Annotated in this window: 13 protein-coding genes; 4 read left to right on the top strand and 9 right to left on the bottom strand. The window is 54.4% G+C overall.

Annotation, left to right across the window (positions count from 1 at the left end):
• Positions 1 to 2 precede the first annotated feature (2 nt).
• The gene (gene queC / locus HMPREF3096_RS00610; protein ID WP_008805406.1) at positions 3 to 704 is read left to right on the top strand and encodes a 7-cyano-7-deazaguanine synthase QueC; all 702 of its coding nucleotides are present in this window, start codon (positions 3 to 5) and stop codon (positions 702 to 704) included.
• Between the two features lie 111 nt (positions 705 to 815).
• Here queC and HMPREF3096_RS00605 read toward each other — a convergent pair whose 3' ends face one another.
• From HMPREF3096_RS00605 to bolA, 9 genes are all read right to left on the bottom strand, one after another.
• Complete coding sequence (locus HMPREF3096_RS00605; protein ID WP_008805405.1) at positions 816 to 1,217, bottom strand: YbgC/FadM family acyl-CoA thioesterase; 402 nt, start codon at positions 1,215 to 1,217, stop codon at positions 816 to 818.
• A gap of 111 nt (positions 1,218 to 1,328) precedes the next feature.
• Positions 1,329 to 1,697 (bottom strand): helix-hairpin-helix domain-containing protein, encoded by a 369-nt coding sequence (locus HMPREF3096_RS00600; protein WP_008805404.1) that lies wholly within the window; start codon positions 1,695 to 1,697, stop codon positions 1,329 to 1,331.
• 148 nt (positions 1,698 to 1,845) lie between these two features.
• Entirely contained in the window at positions 1,846 to 3,720 is a 1,875-nt protein-coding gene (gene ppiD, locus HMPREF3096_RS00595; protein WP_012968827.1) for a peptidylprolyl isomerase, read from the bottom strand.
• A gap of 214 nt (positions 3,721 to 3,934) precedes the next feature.
• Positions 3,935 to 4,207 (bottom strand): nucleoid-associated protein HU-beta, encoded by a 273-nt coding sequence (gene hupB, locus HMPREF3096_RS00590; RefSeq protein WP_002444653.1) that lies wholly within the window; start codon positions 4,205 to 4,207, stop codon positions 3,935 to 3,937.
• 209 nt (positions 4,208 to 4,416) lie between these two features.
• On the bottom strand, positions 4,417 to 6,771 hold the full coding sequence (gene lon / locus HMPREF3096_RS00585; protein ID WP_004151336.1) for an endopeptidase La: 2,355 nt from the start codon (positions 6,769 to 6,771) through the stop codon (positions 4,417 to 4,419).
• 183 nt (positions 6,772 to 6,954) lie between these two features.
• On the bottom strand, positions 6,955 to 8,229 hold the full coding sequence (gene clpX / locus HMPREF3096_RS00580) for an ATP-dependent protease ATP-binding subunit ClpX (protein WP_008805402.1): 1,275 nt from the start codon (positions 8,227 to 8,229) through the stop codon (positions 6,955 to 6,957).
• A gap of 250 nt (positions 8,230 to 8,479) precedes the next feature.
• Positions 8,480 to 9,103: an ATP-dependent Clp endopeptidase proteolytic subunit ClpP gene (clpP, locus tag HMPREF3096_RS00575; RefSeq protein WP_002891804.1), complete on the bottom strand. Its 624-nt coding sequence runs from the start codon at positions 9,101 to 9,103 to the stop codon at positions 8,480 to 8,482.
• Between the two features lie 309 nt (positions 9,104 to 9,412).
• Entirely contained in the window at positions 9,413 to 10,711 is a 1,299-nt protein-coding gene (tig, locus tag HMPREF3096_RS00570; RefSeq protein ID WP_008805401.1) for a trigger factor, read from the bottom strand.
• Positions 10,712 to 11,056: 345 nt separating this feature from the next.
• The gene (bolA, locus tag HMPREF3096_RS00565; protein ID WP_002891649.1) at positions 11,057 to 11,374 is read right to left on the bottom strand and encodes a transcriptional regulator BolA; all 318 of its coding nucleotides are present in this window, start codon (positions 11,372 to 11,374) and stop codon (positions 11,057 to 11,059) included.
• A gap of 302 nt (positions 11,375 to 11,676) precedes the next feature.
• Here bolA and HMPREF3096_RS00560 point away from each other — a divergent pair, with 302 nt between their 5' ends.
• From HMPREF3096_RS00560 to cyoA, 3 genes are all read left to right on the top strand, one after another.
• Entirely contained in the window at positions 11,677 to 12,255 is a 579-nt protein-coding gene (locus tag HMPREF3096_RS00560; protein WP_004204800.1) for a lipoprotein, read from the top strand.
• 43 nt (positions 12,256 to 12,298) lie between these two features.
• Positions 12,299 to 13,774: a muropeptide MFS transporter AmpG gene (ampG, locus tag HMPREF3096_RS00555; RefSeq protein WP_012542689.1), complete on the top strand. Its 1,476-nt coding sequence runs from the start codon at positions 12,299 to 12,301 to the stop codon at positions 13,772 to 13,774.
• A 479-nt stretch (positions 13,775 to 14,253) separates the two neighbouring features.
• Positions 14,254 to 15,198 (top strand): cytochrome o ubiquinol oxidase subunit II, encoded by a 945-nt coding sequence (gene cyoA / locus HMPREF3096_RS00550; RefSeq protein WP_008805398.1) that lies wholly within the window; start codon positions 14,254 to 14,256, stop codon positions 15,196 to 15,198.
• Positions 15,199 to 15,214 lie beyond the last annotated feature (16 nt).

Here is a 15,214-nt window from a genome sequence, read left to right as displayed (position 1 = left end):
CCATGAAACGCGCCGTAGTTGTCTTCAGCGGAGGACAAGATTCAACCACCTGTCTGGTGCAGGCTCTGCAACAGTATGATGAAGTGCATTGCGTCACTTTTGATTATGGCCAACGCCACCGCGCGGAAATCGACGTTGCGCGCGAACTCGCCCTGAAACTGGGCGCCGTCGCGCATAAAGTGCTGGACGTCACTCTGCTCAACGAACTGGCAGTCAGCAGCCTGACCCGCGATAACATTCCGGTACCGGACTATCAGCCTGATGCCGAGGGCATTCCCAACACCTTTGTCCCCGGGCGCAATATTCTGTTTTTAACCCTGACGGCAATCTACGCCTATCAGGTGAAAGCCGAAGCCATCATCACCGGCGTGTGCGAGACCGACTTCTCCGGCTACCCGGACTGTCGCGATGAGTTTGTCAAAGCGCTGCACCACGCCGTCAGCCTTGGGATGGCGAAAGACATTCGCTTTGAGACGCCGCTGATGTGGCTGAATAAAGCCGAGACCTGGGCGCTTGCCGACTTCTGGGGTCAGCTGGATCTGGTGCGCCAGGAAACCCTCACCTGCTACAACGGCATTAAGGGCGATGGCTGCGGCCAGTGCGCCGCCTGTAACCTGCGCGCAAACGGACTCAACCAGTATCTGGGGGACAAGGTTGGCGTAATGGCGGTGATGAAGCAAAAAACCGGGCTGGCACAGGCATAGCCTCCGGGGCGCGATTTACCGGAGCTTTGACTCAAATTCCCCGGTAGCGCGACGCTTACCGGGGCTACGGGTTCATCACCTGCCGTGGGCCCGTCACTCGCACGTCGGTTGTTAGCGCAAGTTCATCTGGTCAAGTTTCTCACGCAACTCCCCTTCCAGTGGCAGCGCCTTCTGGGTCTTCAAATCGATACAGACAAAGGTAATCAGCGCATCGGCTACCACTTCGCCATTGGGGTTGAGGGTGACCACCTGACTAAGGGTGCCGCTTTTGCCGTTGAGTTGCTCCAGTTTGCTGCTCACTGTCAGCACATCGCCCAGCACCGCCGGACGACGGTAGTTAATATTGATATTCACCACCACGAAGGCGATGTTTTTCTCCATCATCCACTGAAACGCGGGGCTGTTTTCCAGGCCGTCCCAGCGGGCTTCCTCAAGGAACTCCAGGTAACGTGCGTTGTTCACATGCTGGTAGACGTCCAGATGATAGCCGCGAACTTTAATTTGTGTCTGCATAGCACTAATGCCTTTCTGTTATTGTTGTTTGTGAGGTAAGAGGTCACACCACTTGATGCAACCTCTTTATCCTGGCAAAAAATCACCGCTGTGCAAGGTCTGGCATAAAATTTACAGCGTCAGATGGGCTAAATTGCGCTCCACCAACGCGCTCCCCATTCCCGGGACCTGCTTCAGATCATCGAGGGTTTTGAACGGCCCGTACTCTTCGCGGTAGCTGACAATGGCCTGGGCTTTTTTCAACCCTACGCCATTCAACGCCTGCGCCAGCTGTTCGGCGCTGGCGTGGTTAATGCTGACTTTTGTCGCCCCGTTGTCGGTGTCGCCGGGCACCGCTTCCGCCTTCGCCGAAGCGGTCGCCTGCACATTTTCTTTATTCACCGCCGCTTTACCGCTGGCGGGTGCCGCCAGCGCGCCCTGTACGCCTACCGCGAAAACCAGAACGCCCGCGGCCATCAGTGTTTTTATTCCATATTTCATGCTGATATCTCCTTGTGTGTAGACAGCAAGGTTACGATAGCGTCAGTGCGGATGGCCGACAAAAGGCAAATCACAGAAATGGAAAGGGCCGCGAAAGCGGCCCTTGAGGATTACATCATGTTGCTCATTTTTGCGAGACGACGCGAAATTACTGCTGCTGGTCGATGCTGTCGCCCAGCTTAATTTTCGCCGCCTTGCGCAGGTTGCTCATCAGCGCTTCGAAAGCGATTTGGGCATTGTTCTGGGTAATCCCCTGAACCATGGCCTTCTTCTGCTCTTCCGGCATGTTGCCTGCTTTCACTTCATCCAGCGCCACCAGCACCACATCGCCTTGCATATTGCTGCCAACGCCGTAGACCGGTTTGCCCTGCTGCGGCAGCGGCAGAGTGAATGCCAGCTGGCTCAGCGGATCCTGGCCGGTACGGGAAAGCGTCTGCGGCGCGCCAAAGCTCAGGCCAGCCGCCTTCATCGCTTCATCGCCTTTGCCGTCTTTCAGCGCCGCCAGCAGCTTGTCGGCGTCCAGTTTCGCCTGCTGTTCCGCTTTATTGTGCTTAACGATATCGCTAACCTGCGCCTTCACTTCAGCCAGCGGCTTCACCGCCTCGGCTTTGTGCTCGCTGATGCGCAGAACAAATGCGCGATCGCCGTCAACGGTAATGATGTCGGAGTTGCTGCCCGGCGCGCCGTTCTCACCCACCAGACCGCCGTTGAAGATAGCGTCAGCGACCGGTTTAAAGTTCAGCTCTTCCGGCAGGTTATCGCGGCCAAACCAGCCGGTTTCCACCACCTTCAGTCCGGCGACCTGCGCCGCGCCCGCCAGCGATTCATTATCGTTGCTGGCCGCATCGCTCACCTTCTGCTGCAGCGCGTAGTAAGCATCCAGCGCTTTTTCCTGCTTCACTTTCGCCGCAATGTCATTACGCACGTCAGCCAGCGGCTTCACCTGCGCCGGCTGGACGTCGTCCAGACGGGCCACCAGGAAGCCAACCGAGGATTTGATCACGCCAGACAGCTGGCCTTTCTCTTTCAGCCCGGCATCTTTCAGCTCTGGCACCGTAGAGGCCTCTTCCATCCACCCCATATCGCCGCCGTTGCGGGCAGAGATAATATCGGTCGATTTTTCTTTCGCCAGCGTGGCGAAATCTGCCCCTTTTTGCAGCTCGGCCAGCACCGCTTTCGCATCGGCTTCCGTTTTGGTCTGAATCACGCTGTAGCGGTTGCGCTGCGGCTGAGTGAACTGATCCTTATGCTGGTCGTACCATGACTGAATCTCTTCGTCAGAGGCGCTCTCCTGCATGCTGGCGGCATCCATTTTGATATAGCTGACGCGGAACTGCTCCGGCGCCATAAAACGGGCCTGATTCTGCTGCCAGAAAGCGTTGATTTCCTCATCGCTGGCCGTCTGTTTTGCCGCCAGGGCATTCACGTTGATGGTCGCTTCGCGGACGACACGCTGCTGAGACACCAGCGCCGCCAGCTGATCGGACTCACCCGGCAGCATGAAGTCGGTACCCGCAATGGCGTTAATCAGCTGCTGTGTGGTCAGCTGGTTACGCAGCGCCTGAGCGTACTGATCGGTGGTCATCCCCATCTGGGCGACAATACCGCTGAAACGCTGGTTGTCGAACTTACCGTTCGTCTGGAAAGCCTGGGTCTGGAAGATCGCCTGCTTCACCTGCTCATCGCTGATGCTGAGGCCCAGCTCGCGGGCATACTGATCCAGAAGCGATTCATCGATCAGGCGGTTCAGCACCTGCTGGCGCATGGTTTTCATGTAGTTTTCGTTCGCCGCCAGCTCGGAGAACTGGTCGCCAAGCTGCTGCTGCATACGGTTACGTTCGCTGGCGACGGCATTTTCAAACTGCCCACGGCCAATCTCCTGGCCATTCACTTTTGCGGCATAGTTTTTGCCACCGCCAATCAGGTAACCACTCACCCCGGTCAAAATGAACGAGACGATAATGATACCGAAAATAATCTTGAGCACGACGCTGTTGGCGGCCGTGCGTAGGTTGTCCATCATGGTGTAACAACGCTCCGCTGTAGATGACTTTAGCTCGCGCAGCATAGCACGTGATGGCCGCCGCGCGTGAGGACGTATTTTGACAAGAAAACAGGGTGATTGTCAGCCCACAAGTGGCGATAAACACACATAAAGTGGTCTGAAAAGGCAATAAAAAAGGCACATCTCACGATGCGCCCTTGTACTTCGTCACATTCCCTGACGGGAAAGCCGATCAGTTCACCGCGTCTTTCAGCGCTTTACCAGCACGGAAGCCCGGCACTTTTGCGGCAGCGATAGTAATTTCTTTACCTGTTTGTGGGTTGCGACCAGTACGGGCGGCACGTTCTTTAACAGCAAAGGTACCAAAACCTACCAGCGCAACGTCATCCCCAGCCTGCAGAGATTCAGTAACAGAAGCGATTAAAGCATCTAACGCACGTCCAGCTGCAGCTTTAGAAATGTCCGCACCCGCAGCAATTTTGTCAATCAGTTGAGATTTATTCACTGTTCTCTTCCTCTCTTTATAATTTATATCGCACCTGAGTCCTTCATAGTGCGACCGCGCAGCAGTTATATCAGGACTGTCATGCCCTTACAACAGCAGTTGTCGATGACCCCCCTGCCAGCGATCTAAGTTAGCTACACAAAAAAAGGCTGGCAAGTCCGAAATGACTTACCAGCCCTATTTTTATTAGCGCAATTTGCGCAGAATCACTATTTCGCGGTCACAACCTGCATGCCGAACGGTTCGTTCTGCAGCGCAAGTGTCAGAACTTCCTCGATTCGTTTCACCGGATGGATATCCAAATCGGCGATAACGTTATCTGGAATTTCTTCAAGGTCGCGTTTGTTCTCATCAGGAATCAGAACAGTCTTAATGCCGCCGCGATGCGCCGCCAGCAGTTTTTCCTTCAGACCGCCGATCGGCAGCACCTGACCACGCAGAGTGATTTCACCGGTCATCGCCACATCAGCGCGTACCGGGTTACCGGTCAGGCAGGAGACCAGCGCCGTACACATGGCAATACCCGCGCTAGGACCATCCTTCGGCGTCGCCCCTTCCGGGACGTGGACGTGAATATCACGCTTCTCGTAGAAGTCGGCGTTAATGCCCAGTTTGTCCGCCCGCGAACGCACCACGGTCAGCGCAGCCTGAATCGATTCCTGCATTACCTCACCCAGCGAACCGGTGTAGGTCAGCTTGCCTTTGCCTGGTACGCAGGCGGTTTCGATGGTCAGCAGATCGCCCCCCACCTCCGTCCACGCCAGACCGGTCACCTGACCGACGCGGTTCTCGCTATCGGCACGGCCATAGTCAAAGCGCTGCACGCCGAGATAATCATGCAGATTCTCACCGTTAATCTCGATGTGTTTCAGCGATTTATCCAGCAGCAGCTGTTTAACGGCTTTACGGCACAGCTTTGAGATTTCACGCTCCAGGCTACGAACCCCCGCTTCACGCGTGTAGTAACGAATAATGCCGATAATGGCACTATCGTCGACGGTCAGCTCGCCTTTCTTCAGCGCGTTACGTTCGATCTGCTTCGGCAGCAGGTGACGCTTGGCGATGTTCAGCTTTTCATCTTCGGTGTAACCGGAGAGGCGAATCACTTCCATACGGTCCAGCAGCGGCGCCGGAATGTTCATGGAGTTAGACGTCGCCACGAACATCACATCGCTGAGATCGTAATCCACTTCCAGATAGTGGTCGTTAAAGGCCACGTTCTGTTCCGGATCCAGCACCTCAAGCAACGCAGAAGCCGGGTCGCCGCGCATGTCGGAAGACATTTTGTCAATCTCATCCAGCAGGAACAACGGGTTTTTCACCCCCACTTTCGCCATTTTCTGGATCAGTTTGCCCGGCATCGAGCCAATATAGGTCCGACGATGACCGCGAATTTCCGCTTCATCGCGCACGCCACCTAACGCCATACGTACGTATTTACGTCCGGTTGCTTTGGCGATGGATTGACCTAACGAGGTTTTACCTACCCCCGGCGGTCCCACCAGACAGAGGATTGGCCCCTTGATTTTGTTCACCCGGCTCTGCACCGCGAGATATTCAAGGATGCGATCCTTCACGCGCTCCAGGCCATAGTGATCGGTATCAAGGATCTCCTGGGCCTGGCGCAGGTCTTTTTTGACCTTACTGCGCGCGTTCCACGGCACCTGCACCATCCAGTCGATGTAGCCACGCACGACGGTCGCTTCCGCAGACATCGGCGACATCATCTTCAGCTTCTGCAGTTCCGCTTCGGTTTTTTCTTTCGCCTCTTTCGGCATTTTCGCCGCGTCGATCTTACGCTTCAGCGCTTCGTTTTCGTCCGGGGCGTCGTCCATCTCGCCGAGTTCTTTCTGAATCGCTTTCATTTGCTCGTTCAGATAGTACTCGCGCTGGGATTTCTCCATCTGCTTTTTGACGCGGTTGCGAATGCGCTTCTCAACCTGCAGCAGATCGATTTCCGATTCCATCATCGCCATCAGATATTCCAGACGTTCGTTGACGTCGGACATCTCAAGCACAGACTGCTTGTCAGCCAGCTTCAGCGGCATGTGCGCCGCGATGGTATCCGCCAGGCGTGCCGGATCGTCGATGCTGTTCAGCGACGTCAGCACTTCCGGTGGGATCTTTTTGTTCAGCTTGATATAGCCTTCAAACTGGCTGATAGCGGTGCGAACCAGCACTTCCTGCTCGCGTTCGTCAATCGCCGGCGAGTCGAGATACTCCGCTTTCGCCGAGAAATGTTCGCCATTATCAGACAGCGCAGAAATACGTGCACGCTGCAGCCCTTCGACCAGCACCTTCACGGTGCCGTCCGGCAGCTTCAGCATCTGCAAAATAGACGCCACGGTTCCAACGGTGAAAAGATCGTTTACACCCGGCTCATCCGTCGACGCTTCTTTCTGCGCAACCAGCATGATTTTTTTATCATGGTCCATGGCCGCTTCGAGGCAACGAATAGATTTTTCCCGCCCTACGAACAGGGGTATGACCATGTGCGGATAAACCACCACATCGCGCAATGGCAATACGGGGATTTCAATGCGTTCAGAACGCTCAGGATTCATAGAGCTCTCTCTTAGTTTAAAGTCCGCCAGGTAGCCGACGACGCCATACTCCACTGCATCGTCGTTAATATGTAATCCAGTATATGGGGATGTATTCCACACATTCAACGGCGGGAATGCAGGAAAAATAAAAGGGGAGATAAAATCCCCCCTTTTTGTTAACTGCTTGAGTGAAATGGTTAATTATTCACCAGATGCCTGTTGGGCTTCCGGTTTGCCGTAGATCAGCAGCGGTTTGCTCTGACCTTCGATAACCGACTCATCAATGACCACTTTCTCGACATCATCCATCGAAGGCAGGTCATACATGGTATCCAGCAGCGCCGCTTCCACAATCGAGCGCAGACCGCGGGCGCCGGTTTTACGCGCCATCGCTTTCTTGGCGATGGCGTCCAGCGCTTCGTCGCGGAATTCAAGCTCTGCGCCCTCAAGGCTAAACAGCGCCTGATACTGCTTGGTCAGGGCATTTTTCGGCTCTTTCAGGATCTGGATCAGGGCTTCTTCGCTCAGCTCATTCAGGGTCGCCACCACCGGCAGACGGCCAATGAATTCCGGGATCAGACCAAACTTGATCAGATCTTCCGGCTCGACCTGGGCCAGCAGCTCGCCTTCGCTCGCTTTGTCGGACTTCGCTTTTACCGTCGCGCCAAAACCAATGCCGGAGCCGGTTTCAACACGGTGGGAAATCACTTTGTCCAGGCCGGCGAACGCGCCGCCGCAGATAAACAGGATCTTGGAGGTATCAACCTGCAGGAACTCTTGCTGCGGATGTTTACGCCCGCCCTGCGGTGGAACGGCGGCGACGGTGCCTTCGATAAGCTTCAGCAACGCCTGCTGTACGCCTTCGCCGGAGACGTCGCGGGTAATCGACGGGTTATCGGATTTACGCGAAATTTTGTCGATTTCGTCGATATAAACGATGCCGCGCTGCGCTTTCTGCACGTCGTAGTCGCACTTCTGCAGCAGTTTCTGAATGATATTTTCGACGTCCTCACCCACATAACCCGCTTCGGTCAGGGTGGTGGCGTCTGCCATGGTAAACGGCACATCCAGCAGGCGCGCCAGCGTTTCCGCCAACAGCGTTTTACCGGAACCGGTCGGCCCGATCAGCAGAATGTTACTTTTACCCAGCTCTACGCCATTGCTGGTATCGCCATTGCGCAGACGTTTGTAGTGGTTGTATACCGCGACCGCCAACACTTTCTTCGCCTGTTCCTGACCGATGACATAGTCATCAAGGTGGTGGCGAATCTCGTGCGGCGTCGGCAACGCGCTGCGCTCGCGGTGCGGCGCAACTTCTTTAATCTCTTCGCGAATGATGTCGTTACATAAATCAACGCATTCGTCGCAGATATACACGGATGGCCCGGCGATCAGCTTACGCACTTCATGCTGGCTTTTGCCGCAAAAAGAGCAATACAACAATTTGCCCGATCCATCTTTGCGTTTATCTGTCATGAGTCCAAACCTCTTTTTAAGTTCTTTGTGCCGCACACGACGACGCAAATGCCATTCTCAGGCGCAAGCCGCCATATAGCGTTGTGCCGCCCTTCATTAGTATATACACAAAATCCTTCGCGCTACATCGAGGCGGTGGCAAAGCCTCCGGCCGCAAGCCTGACCGGCAAGCGTCCGAAAAAATACCAACCACCCGAAAAATCGCGGCGAGAAGGATGAAGCGTAAAGCGGCACCCTTACGCCTCGGGCATCAATTACGATGGGTCAAAATAGAATCGACCAGCCCGTACTCCACGGCTTCCGCAGCGGAGAGGAAGCGGTCACGCTCGGTGTCACGCTCAATCTGCTCAAGAGACTGGCCGGTATGATGCGCCATCAGCTCATTCATGCGTCCTTTCACCTTCAGGATTTCACGGGCGTGGATCTCAATATCCGTCGCCTGTCCCTGATAGCCGCCCAGCGGCTGGTGGATCATCACGCGGGAGTTCGGCAGGCAGAAGCGCTTGCCTTTCGCCCCGGCGGTCAGCAGAAACGCGCCCATAGAAGCGGCCTGCCCCATACAAATGGTGCTGACATCCGGCTTGATGAACTGCATGGTGTCATAAATCGACATCCCGGCGGTGATCACCCCGCCCGGAGAGTTAATGTACAGGTAAATGTCTTTTTCCGGGTTTTCCGCTTCCAGAAACAGCATCTGCGCCACGATCAGGTTTGCCATGTGGTCTTCGACCTGGCCGGTCAGAAAAATGACGCGTTCCTTAAGCAGACGGGAGTAGATATCAAAAGAACGTTCACCGCGTGAGGTCTGTTCAATGACCATCGGCACCAGGGCCATATGGGGTGCAAAGTTGTCTCGTTCGCCACTGTATGACATTTCCGTCTCCTGGAGTAATTTTAAAATACCTGCTGCACTGATTGTAACCTTACGGACGGATTATCAGCCACAGTTTCTATCCGCTGAACGCGTCACCGCCTCTTCAACACGCGTGCGATAGCGGATGCAGTTGCCTCCCCCGGTAATGGGGATGGTGTTGCCATATTTCAAGCATAACAAGCTTTTGCTGTAACGCTATCATGGTAAATGCGTTTTAGCACCGTGCCTGAGGCTATCATTATCTTAAAAAAAAACCCGCCGCCTTTCGGCAACGGGTTTTTGCTCGAACCTTAAACAATCGCGGCGAAATTACGCCTGCTGGTTCATCAGTTCGTTGAAGGAAGTGGCTTTTTCAGACACTTTGGCTTTCGCCAGCACAGCTTCAACAGCCTGCTCTTCCAGCGCCACGTTGCGCATGTTGTCCATCAGCTCTTTGTTCTTGCTGTAGAACTCAACCACTTCTGACGGATCTTCGTACGCAGAAGCCATCTCTTCGATCAGGCCTTTCACGCGCTCTTCGTCAGCTTTCAGCTCATTGGTGCGAATCACTTCGCCCAGCAGCAGACCGACAACAACGCGGCGTTTAGCCTGCTCTTCGAACAGCTCGCGCGGCAGTTCCAGAGCCTGTTTCTCGTTGCCACCGAAACGCTGAGCAGCCTGACGACGCAGCACGTCGATTTCGCTGTCAATCAGGGCAGCCGGAACGTCGATCTCGTTGGCTTTAACCAGACCTTCGATAGCCTGAGACTTCACGCGGTTACGCACAGCGCCTTTCAGCTCGCGCTCCATGTTTTTACGCACTTCAGCGCGCAGGCCAGCGACGGAACCATCTTCCACGCCGAAACGTTTGATGAATTCTTCAGTCAGCTCCGGCAGTTCACGCTCTTCAACTTTTTTCAGGTTGATAACGAACTTAGCCGCTTTACCTTTCAGGTTTTCTGCGTGGTATTCTTCCGGGAAGGTCACGTCGATGGTGAACTCTTCGCCCGCTTTGTGGCCTTTGATACCATCTTCGAAGCCCGGGATCATGCGACCCTGGCCCATCGCCAGTACGAAGTCAGAGGCTTTGCCGCCTTCGAACTCTTCGCCGTCTACGGAACCGGTGAAGTCGATAGTGACGCGATCTTCAGCGTCAACGGCGCCGTCTTTGTCTTTCCAGGTCGCCTGCTGTTTGCGCAGGGTTTCCAGCATGGTGTCAACGTCAGCGTCGGTCACTTCAACAACCGGTTTTTCAACTTCGATTGCGTCCAGACCCTGCAGTTCAACTTCCGGATACACTTCGAACTCTACCGCGTAGGTGAAGTCTTCGCCCAGTTTGTATTCGCCCGGAACGTAGTTCGGCGCACCGGCCGGATTGATTTTCTCTTTGATGATCGCGTCAACGAAATGACGGCTCATCAGGTCGCCCAGCACGTCCTGGCGAACGGATGCGCCATAACGCTGAGCAACAACATTCATCGGCACTTTGCCTTTACGGAAGCCGTCAATGCGAACTTTTTTCGCTACGTTGACCAGCTCGCTTTTGACAGCATTCTCGATGCTGTCAGCGGCGATAGTAATCGTTACACGGCGCCCAAGGCCCTGAGTGGTTTCAACTGAAACTTGCATCTTGTTACCTCAAAAAAATCACAGTGCTCGGTCAACTCTGGAAGCGCGTGTAGGTGGCTTCGCAGAACCGGGATGCCCTCTTCAAATCAGAAACACATTCCCTGTCGTCAGAATCATCCCGAAGACATTCATATATAAGACGCGGCATTATAGCGGCATCACTTTTGTGAGTCGAGAACGGTTGTCGCCCACTGCTGCGGCATTTTTCACATTTCCCGGTCAAATTTGTCCGCAAAAGCGCTCACTTTGCGCATTTTCCAGGCAAAACAAAACGGCCCGTAGGCCGTTTTTGCTAAATCTGCAAGCAACATACTGGAAAAGCGCCAGCGGTTGCAAATGGGATTTCTAGGCGATACTCCCCGCACCGCGGCAAGGCGGCGAGGCGAAAACCGTATCCTGTAATGCTTCCCACTCTTTTATCGTGTAGGTGTGCAGCGCCAGGGCATGCACCGTATTCGACAGCTCCTCGGTTAGCGTGCCGTAGATCATACGGTGGCGATTGAGGAAACGCTCGCCAGTGAAGCGATCGCTCACTAACACCACTTTAAAATGACTTTCAGAGCCCGCTGGGACGTTGTGACGATAACTTTCATCCACGACTTCGAGATACATCGGGTCGAACGCTGCTCTAAGTTTTGCTTCGATCTGTTCACGTATCATCATGAATTTTCTCCTCCGACAACGCTGAGATGCCGCCACTCCATTTAAATGTTAGCCGCTTTTACCGCTTCCATTAGGAGAAAACAACAAAAAATTAGCATTGTTCTGATATTTTCATTCAAAAGTATCACGTTTACTGGCTCTGGTCGCCAGATCCGCCGGGGAAAGAGCGATTAACCGTGGCGGGACGCTCAGAAAACCGCCAGGGCGATGGATTTACACGCGTTGCCACTTCCCCTTGCCGTTGGCAATGCTATGATGGCGGTAATTTTCCTTATAACAACACCATGCGTTGAGACCTGAACATGCTTAAGAAGATCCTTTTCCCGTTGGTCGCCATGTTTATGCTGGCAGGATGCGCCACGCCGCCGACCACCATTGAAGTATCGCCGAAAATCACGCTGCCGCAGCAGGATCCGAGCCTGATGGGCGTGACCGTCAGCATCAACGGCGCCGATCAGCGTCCGGACCAGGCGCTGGCGAAAGTCACGCGCGACAATCAGCAGGTCACCCTCACCGCCTCGCGCGATCTGCGCTTCCTGCTGCAGGAAGTGCTGGAGAAACAGATGACCGCTCGCGGCTACATGATTGGCCCGAACGGTGCGGTCGATCTGCAGATTATTGTCAATAAACTCTACGCTGACGTCTCCCAGGGCAACGTGCGCTACAACATCGCCACGAAAGCCGATATCGCCATCATCGCCACCGCGGCAAACGGCACGAAGATGACCAAAAACTACCGCGCCAGCTATTCCGTTGAAGGCGCCTTCCAGGCCTCGAACAAGAACATCGCTGATGCCGTCAACAGCGTCCTGACCGATACCATCGCCGATATGGCGCAGGACACCAGCATCCACGATTTCATCAAGCAAAACGCGCGTTAATGCCACCACGAACCCGGCCGCGGCCGGGTTCGTGCTTTATGCTATGTCCAGTCACTACTTACGCATTTTTCAACAGCCGAAATCAGCGATTTTGCTGATCCTCGGTTTCGCCTCAGGCCTGCCGCTGGCCCTCACCTCCGGTACCCTGCAGGCCTGGATGACAGTGGAAAATATCGATCTGAAAACGATCGGTTTTTTCTCACTCGTCGGCCAGGCCTATGTCTTTAAATTTCTCTGGTCCCCGCTAATGGACCGCTATACGCCGCCGTTTCTTGGACGTCGTCGCGGTTGGCTGCTGACTACCCAGGTCCTGCTCCTGCTGGCTATCGCGGCGATGGGCTTTCTTGAGCCTGTCTCCCAGCTCCGCTGGATGGCGGCGCTGGCGGTGGTGATCGCCTTCTGCTCGGCGTCACAGGATATTGTGTTCGACGCCTGGAAAACCGACGTTCTGCCAGCGGAAGAGCGCGGCGCTGGCGCCGCGATCAGCGTGCTGGGTTATCGCCTCGGGATGCTGGTATCCGGGGGGCTGGCACTGTGGCTTGCCGACCGCTATCTCGGCTGGCAGGGGATGTACTGGCTGATGGCGGCGCTGCTGGTGCCGTGCATCATCGCCACACTGCTGGCGCCCGAGCCGAGCGACGTTATCCCGGTTCCCAGATCGCTGGAGCAGGCGGTCGCCGAACCGCTGCGCGATTTTTTCGGTCGCAATAACGCCTGGCTGATTCTGCTGCTCATCGTCCTTTATAAGCTGGGCGATGCGTTTGCCATGAGCCTGACCACCACCTTCCTCATCCGCGGCGTCGGTTTTGACGCCGGCGAAGTGGGGATGGTGAACAAAACCTTAGGCCTGTTTGCCACCATTCTCGGCGCCCTGTACGGCGGGGTCCTGATGCAGCGGCTGACGCTGTTTCGGGCGCTGCTGATCTTCGGTGTGCTGCAGGGGGTCTCCAACGCTGGCTACTGGCTGCTGTCGATTACCGATAAGCACCTCTATTCCATGGCAACCGCCGTGTTCTTTGAAAACCTGTGCGGGGGAATGGGGACGGCGGCGTTTGTCGCGCTGCTGATGACGCTGTGCAATAAATCCTTTTCCGCTACCCAGTTCGCGCTGCTCTCTGCGCTGTCCGCGGTCGGCCGCGTGTACGTTGGGCCGATCGCCGGCTGGTTTGTCGAGGCCCACGGCTGGTCGACGTTCTATCTCTTCTCGGTCGTCGCGGCGGTGCCGGGGATTGCCCTGCTGCTGCTGTGCCGGCAAACGCTTGAGCATACCCAACGCACAGCAAGCTTTATGCCGCGAAGCGAATACCCGCAAGCCTATGCGCTGGCGTTAAGGATTCTGGCGCTGGGCTGCCTGCTGCTGGCGGTATGGCTGGTACTGCTGATCATGAACGCCCTGGATTACACTGCCTTCTCTTTCCTGTCCGGTCTGCTGGAGGTTGCGGCGCTGACTGCGGTGGGCGGTATTTTGTTCGGCGGTCTGCTCGACTACCTGGCGCTGCGTAAAACTCGCCTGATTTAAGGAAGCTGCATCATTATTAGCCGTTGTAATTACGAAACGTAATTATAACGGCTTATTAACGCTTTTATATTGCCCGCCGCGCTATTTGTTGTTTTGTGCGTTTTTGATTTCTGGAAATTATTGACAGTTTTCATTCGATTCTTTAAATAATTTAACCGATTCAGCTACGGCGATTTTATTTTAGGTTTTCACAATGTCTTTTATTTGATAATTAAATGTTAAACAATTGTTCTAATTTTTGGGTGGTTATGCCCATTCGCCGCTAAGTACTCCTTTTCTTATCCCTTTCGTTATCAATCCCACGAAAATCAGGCTTTGCAAGCGATTACGTAACACTACGTAACATATGTGACAAACCAAGCAGAAGCCGCTAACACAGAACTGACAGAGATCCAATCATGTTTACAGTAATGCAACCTTACCGTAAAATGCCCGTACACTTTAAACGCCACCAGATCCCGTGGAATTGAGGTCGTTCAATGAGACTCAGGAAATACAATAAAAGTTTGGGATGGATGTCATTAATCGCAAGTACTGTATTACTCAGTGGTTGTGATTCTGCACTCCTTGACCCAAAAGGACAGATTGGACTGGAGCAACGCTCTTTGATTCTGACGGCCTTCGGCCTGATGATGATTGTCGTTATTCCCGCCGTCTTGATGGCAGTAGGATTTGCCTGGAAGTATCGCGCGAGCAATAAAGATGCGAAGTATAGCCCGAACTGGTCACACTCCAACAAAGTGGAAGCTGTGGTCTGGACGGTACCTATTCTGATCATCCTGTTCCTGGCCGTTCTGACCTGGAAAACCACTCACGCACTGGAGCCAAGCAAACCGCTTGCCCACGACGAGAAACCAATCACCATCGAAGTCGTTTCGATGGACTGGAAATGGTTCTTTATCTATCCGGAACAGGGTATTGCTACCGTTAACGAAATCGCCTTCCCGGCGAACGTACCGGTACACTTCAAAGTGACCTCTAACTCGGTGATGAACTCGTTCTTCATTCCGCGCTTAGGTAGCCAGATTTACGCAATGGCCGGGATGCAGACTCAACTGCACCTCATTGCTGACGAAGCTGGTACTTATGACGGTATCTCCGCTAGCTACAGTGGCCCGGGCTTCTCAGGTATGAAGTTCAAAGCGATTGCTACTCCGGATCGTGCAACCTTCGATCAGTGGGTTGAAAAAGCCAAACAGTCGCCGAACTCCATGGACTCCATGGCCGCGTTCGATAAAGTGGCTGTGCCTAGCGAATACAACAAAGTGGAATACTTCTCTAACGTGAAGCCGGATCTGTTCAAAGATGTTGTGAACAAATTCATGTCTCACGAGAGCATGAACATGTCCAAACCTGAAGGCGAGCACGCTGCTCACGACGGGATGGAAGGCATGGACATGAGCCACGCGGAAACCGCTCACTAAGGGGCCGAGGAAGAAA

The sequence above is a fragment of the Klebsiella sp. HMSC25G12 genome (assembly GCF_001807705.1).
Lineage (GTDB): Bacteria > Pseudomonadota > Gammaproteobacteria > Enterobacterales > Enterobacteriaceae > Klebsiella > Klebsiella variicola.
Note: the sequence above shows the minus strand (reverse complement) of the source record. Positions and strands in the feature narration are given on the sequence as shown.

Excerpts from the sequence above, each read along its gene's own strand:
- queC (WP_008805406.1), top strand. The coding sequence starts at position 3 with ATGAAACGCGCCGTAGTTGTCTTCAGCGGAGGACAAGATTCAACCACC.
- HMPREF3096_RS00605 (WP_008805405.1), bottom strand. The coding sequence starts at position 1,217 with ATGCAGACACAAATTAAAGTTCGCGGCTATCATCTGGACGTCTACCAG.
- HMPREF3096_RS00600 (WP_008805404.1), bottom strand. The coding sequence starts at position 1,697 with ATGAAATATGGAATAAAAACACTGATGGCCGCGGGCGTTCTGGTTTTC.
- ppiD (WP_012968827.1), bottom strand. The coding sequence starts at position 3,720 with ATGATGGACAACCTACGCACGGCCGCCAACAGCGTCGTGCTCAAGATT.
- lon (WP_004151336.1), bottom strand. The coding sequence starts at position 6,771 with ATGAATCCTGAGCGTTCTGAACGCATTGAAATCCCCGTATTGCCATTG.
- clpX (WP_008805402.1), bottom strand. The coding sequence starts at position 8,229 with ATGACAGATAAACGCAAAGATGGATCGGGCAAATTGTTGTATTGCTCT.
- clpP (WP_002891804.1), bottom strand. The coding sequence starts at position 9,103 with ATGTCATACAGTGGCGAACGAGACAACTTTGCACCCCATATGGCCCTG.
- tig (WP_008805401.1), bottom strand. The coding sequence starts at position 10,711 with ATGCAAGTTTCAGTTGAAACCACTCAGGGCCTTGGGCGCCGTGTAACG.
- bolA (WP_002891649.1), bottom strand. The coding sequence starts at position 11,374 with ATGATGATACGTGAACAGATCGAAGCAAAACTTAGAGCAGCGTTCGAC.
- HMPREF3096_RS00560 (WP_004204800.1), top strand. The coding sequence starts at position 11,677 with ATGCTTAAGAAGATCCTTTTCCCGTTGGTCGCCATGTTTATGCTGGCA.
- ampG (WP_012542689.1), top strand. The coding sequence starts at position 12,299 with ATGTCCAGTCACTACTTACGCATTTTTCAACAGCCGAAATCAGCGATT.
- cyoA (WP_008805398.1), top strand. The coding sequence starts at position 14,254 with ATGAGACTCAGGAAATACAATAAAAGTTTGGGATGGATGTCATTAATC.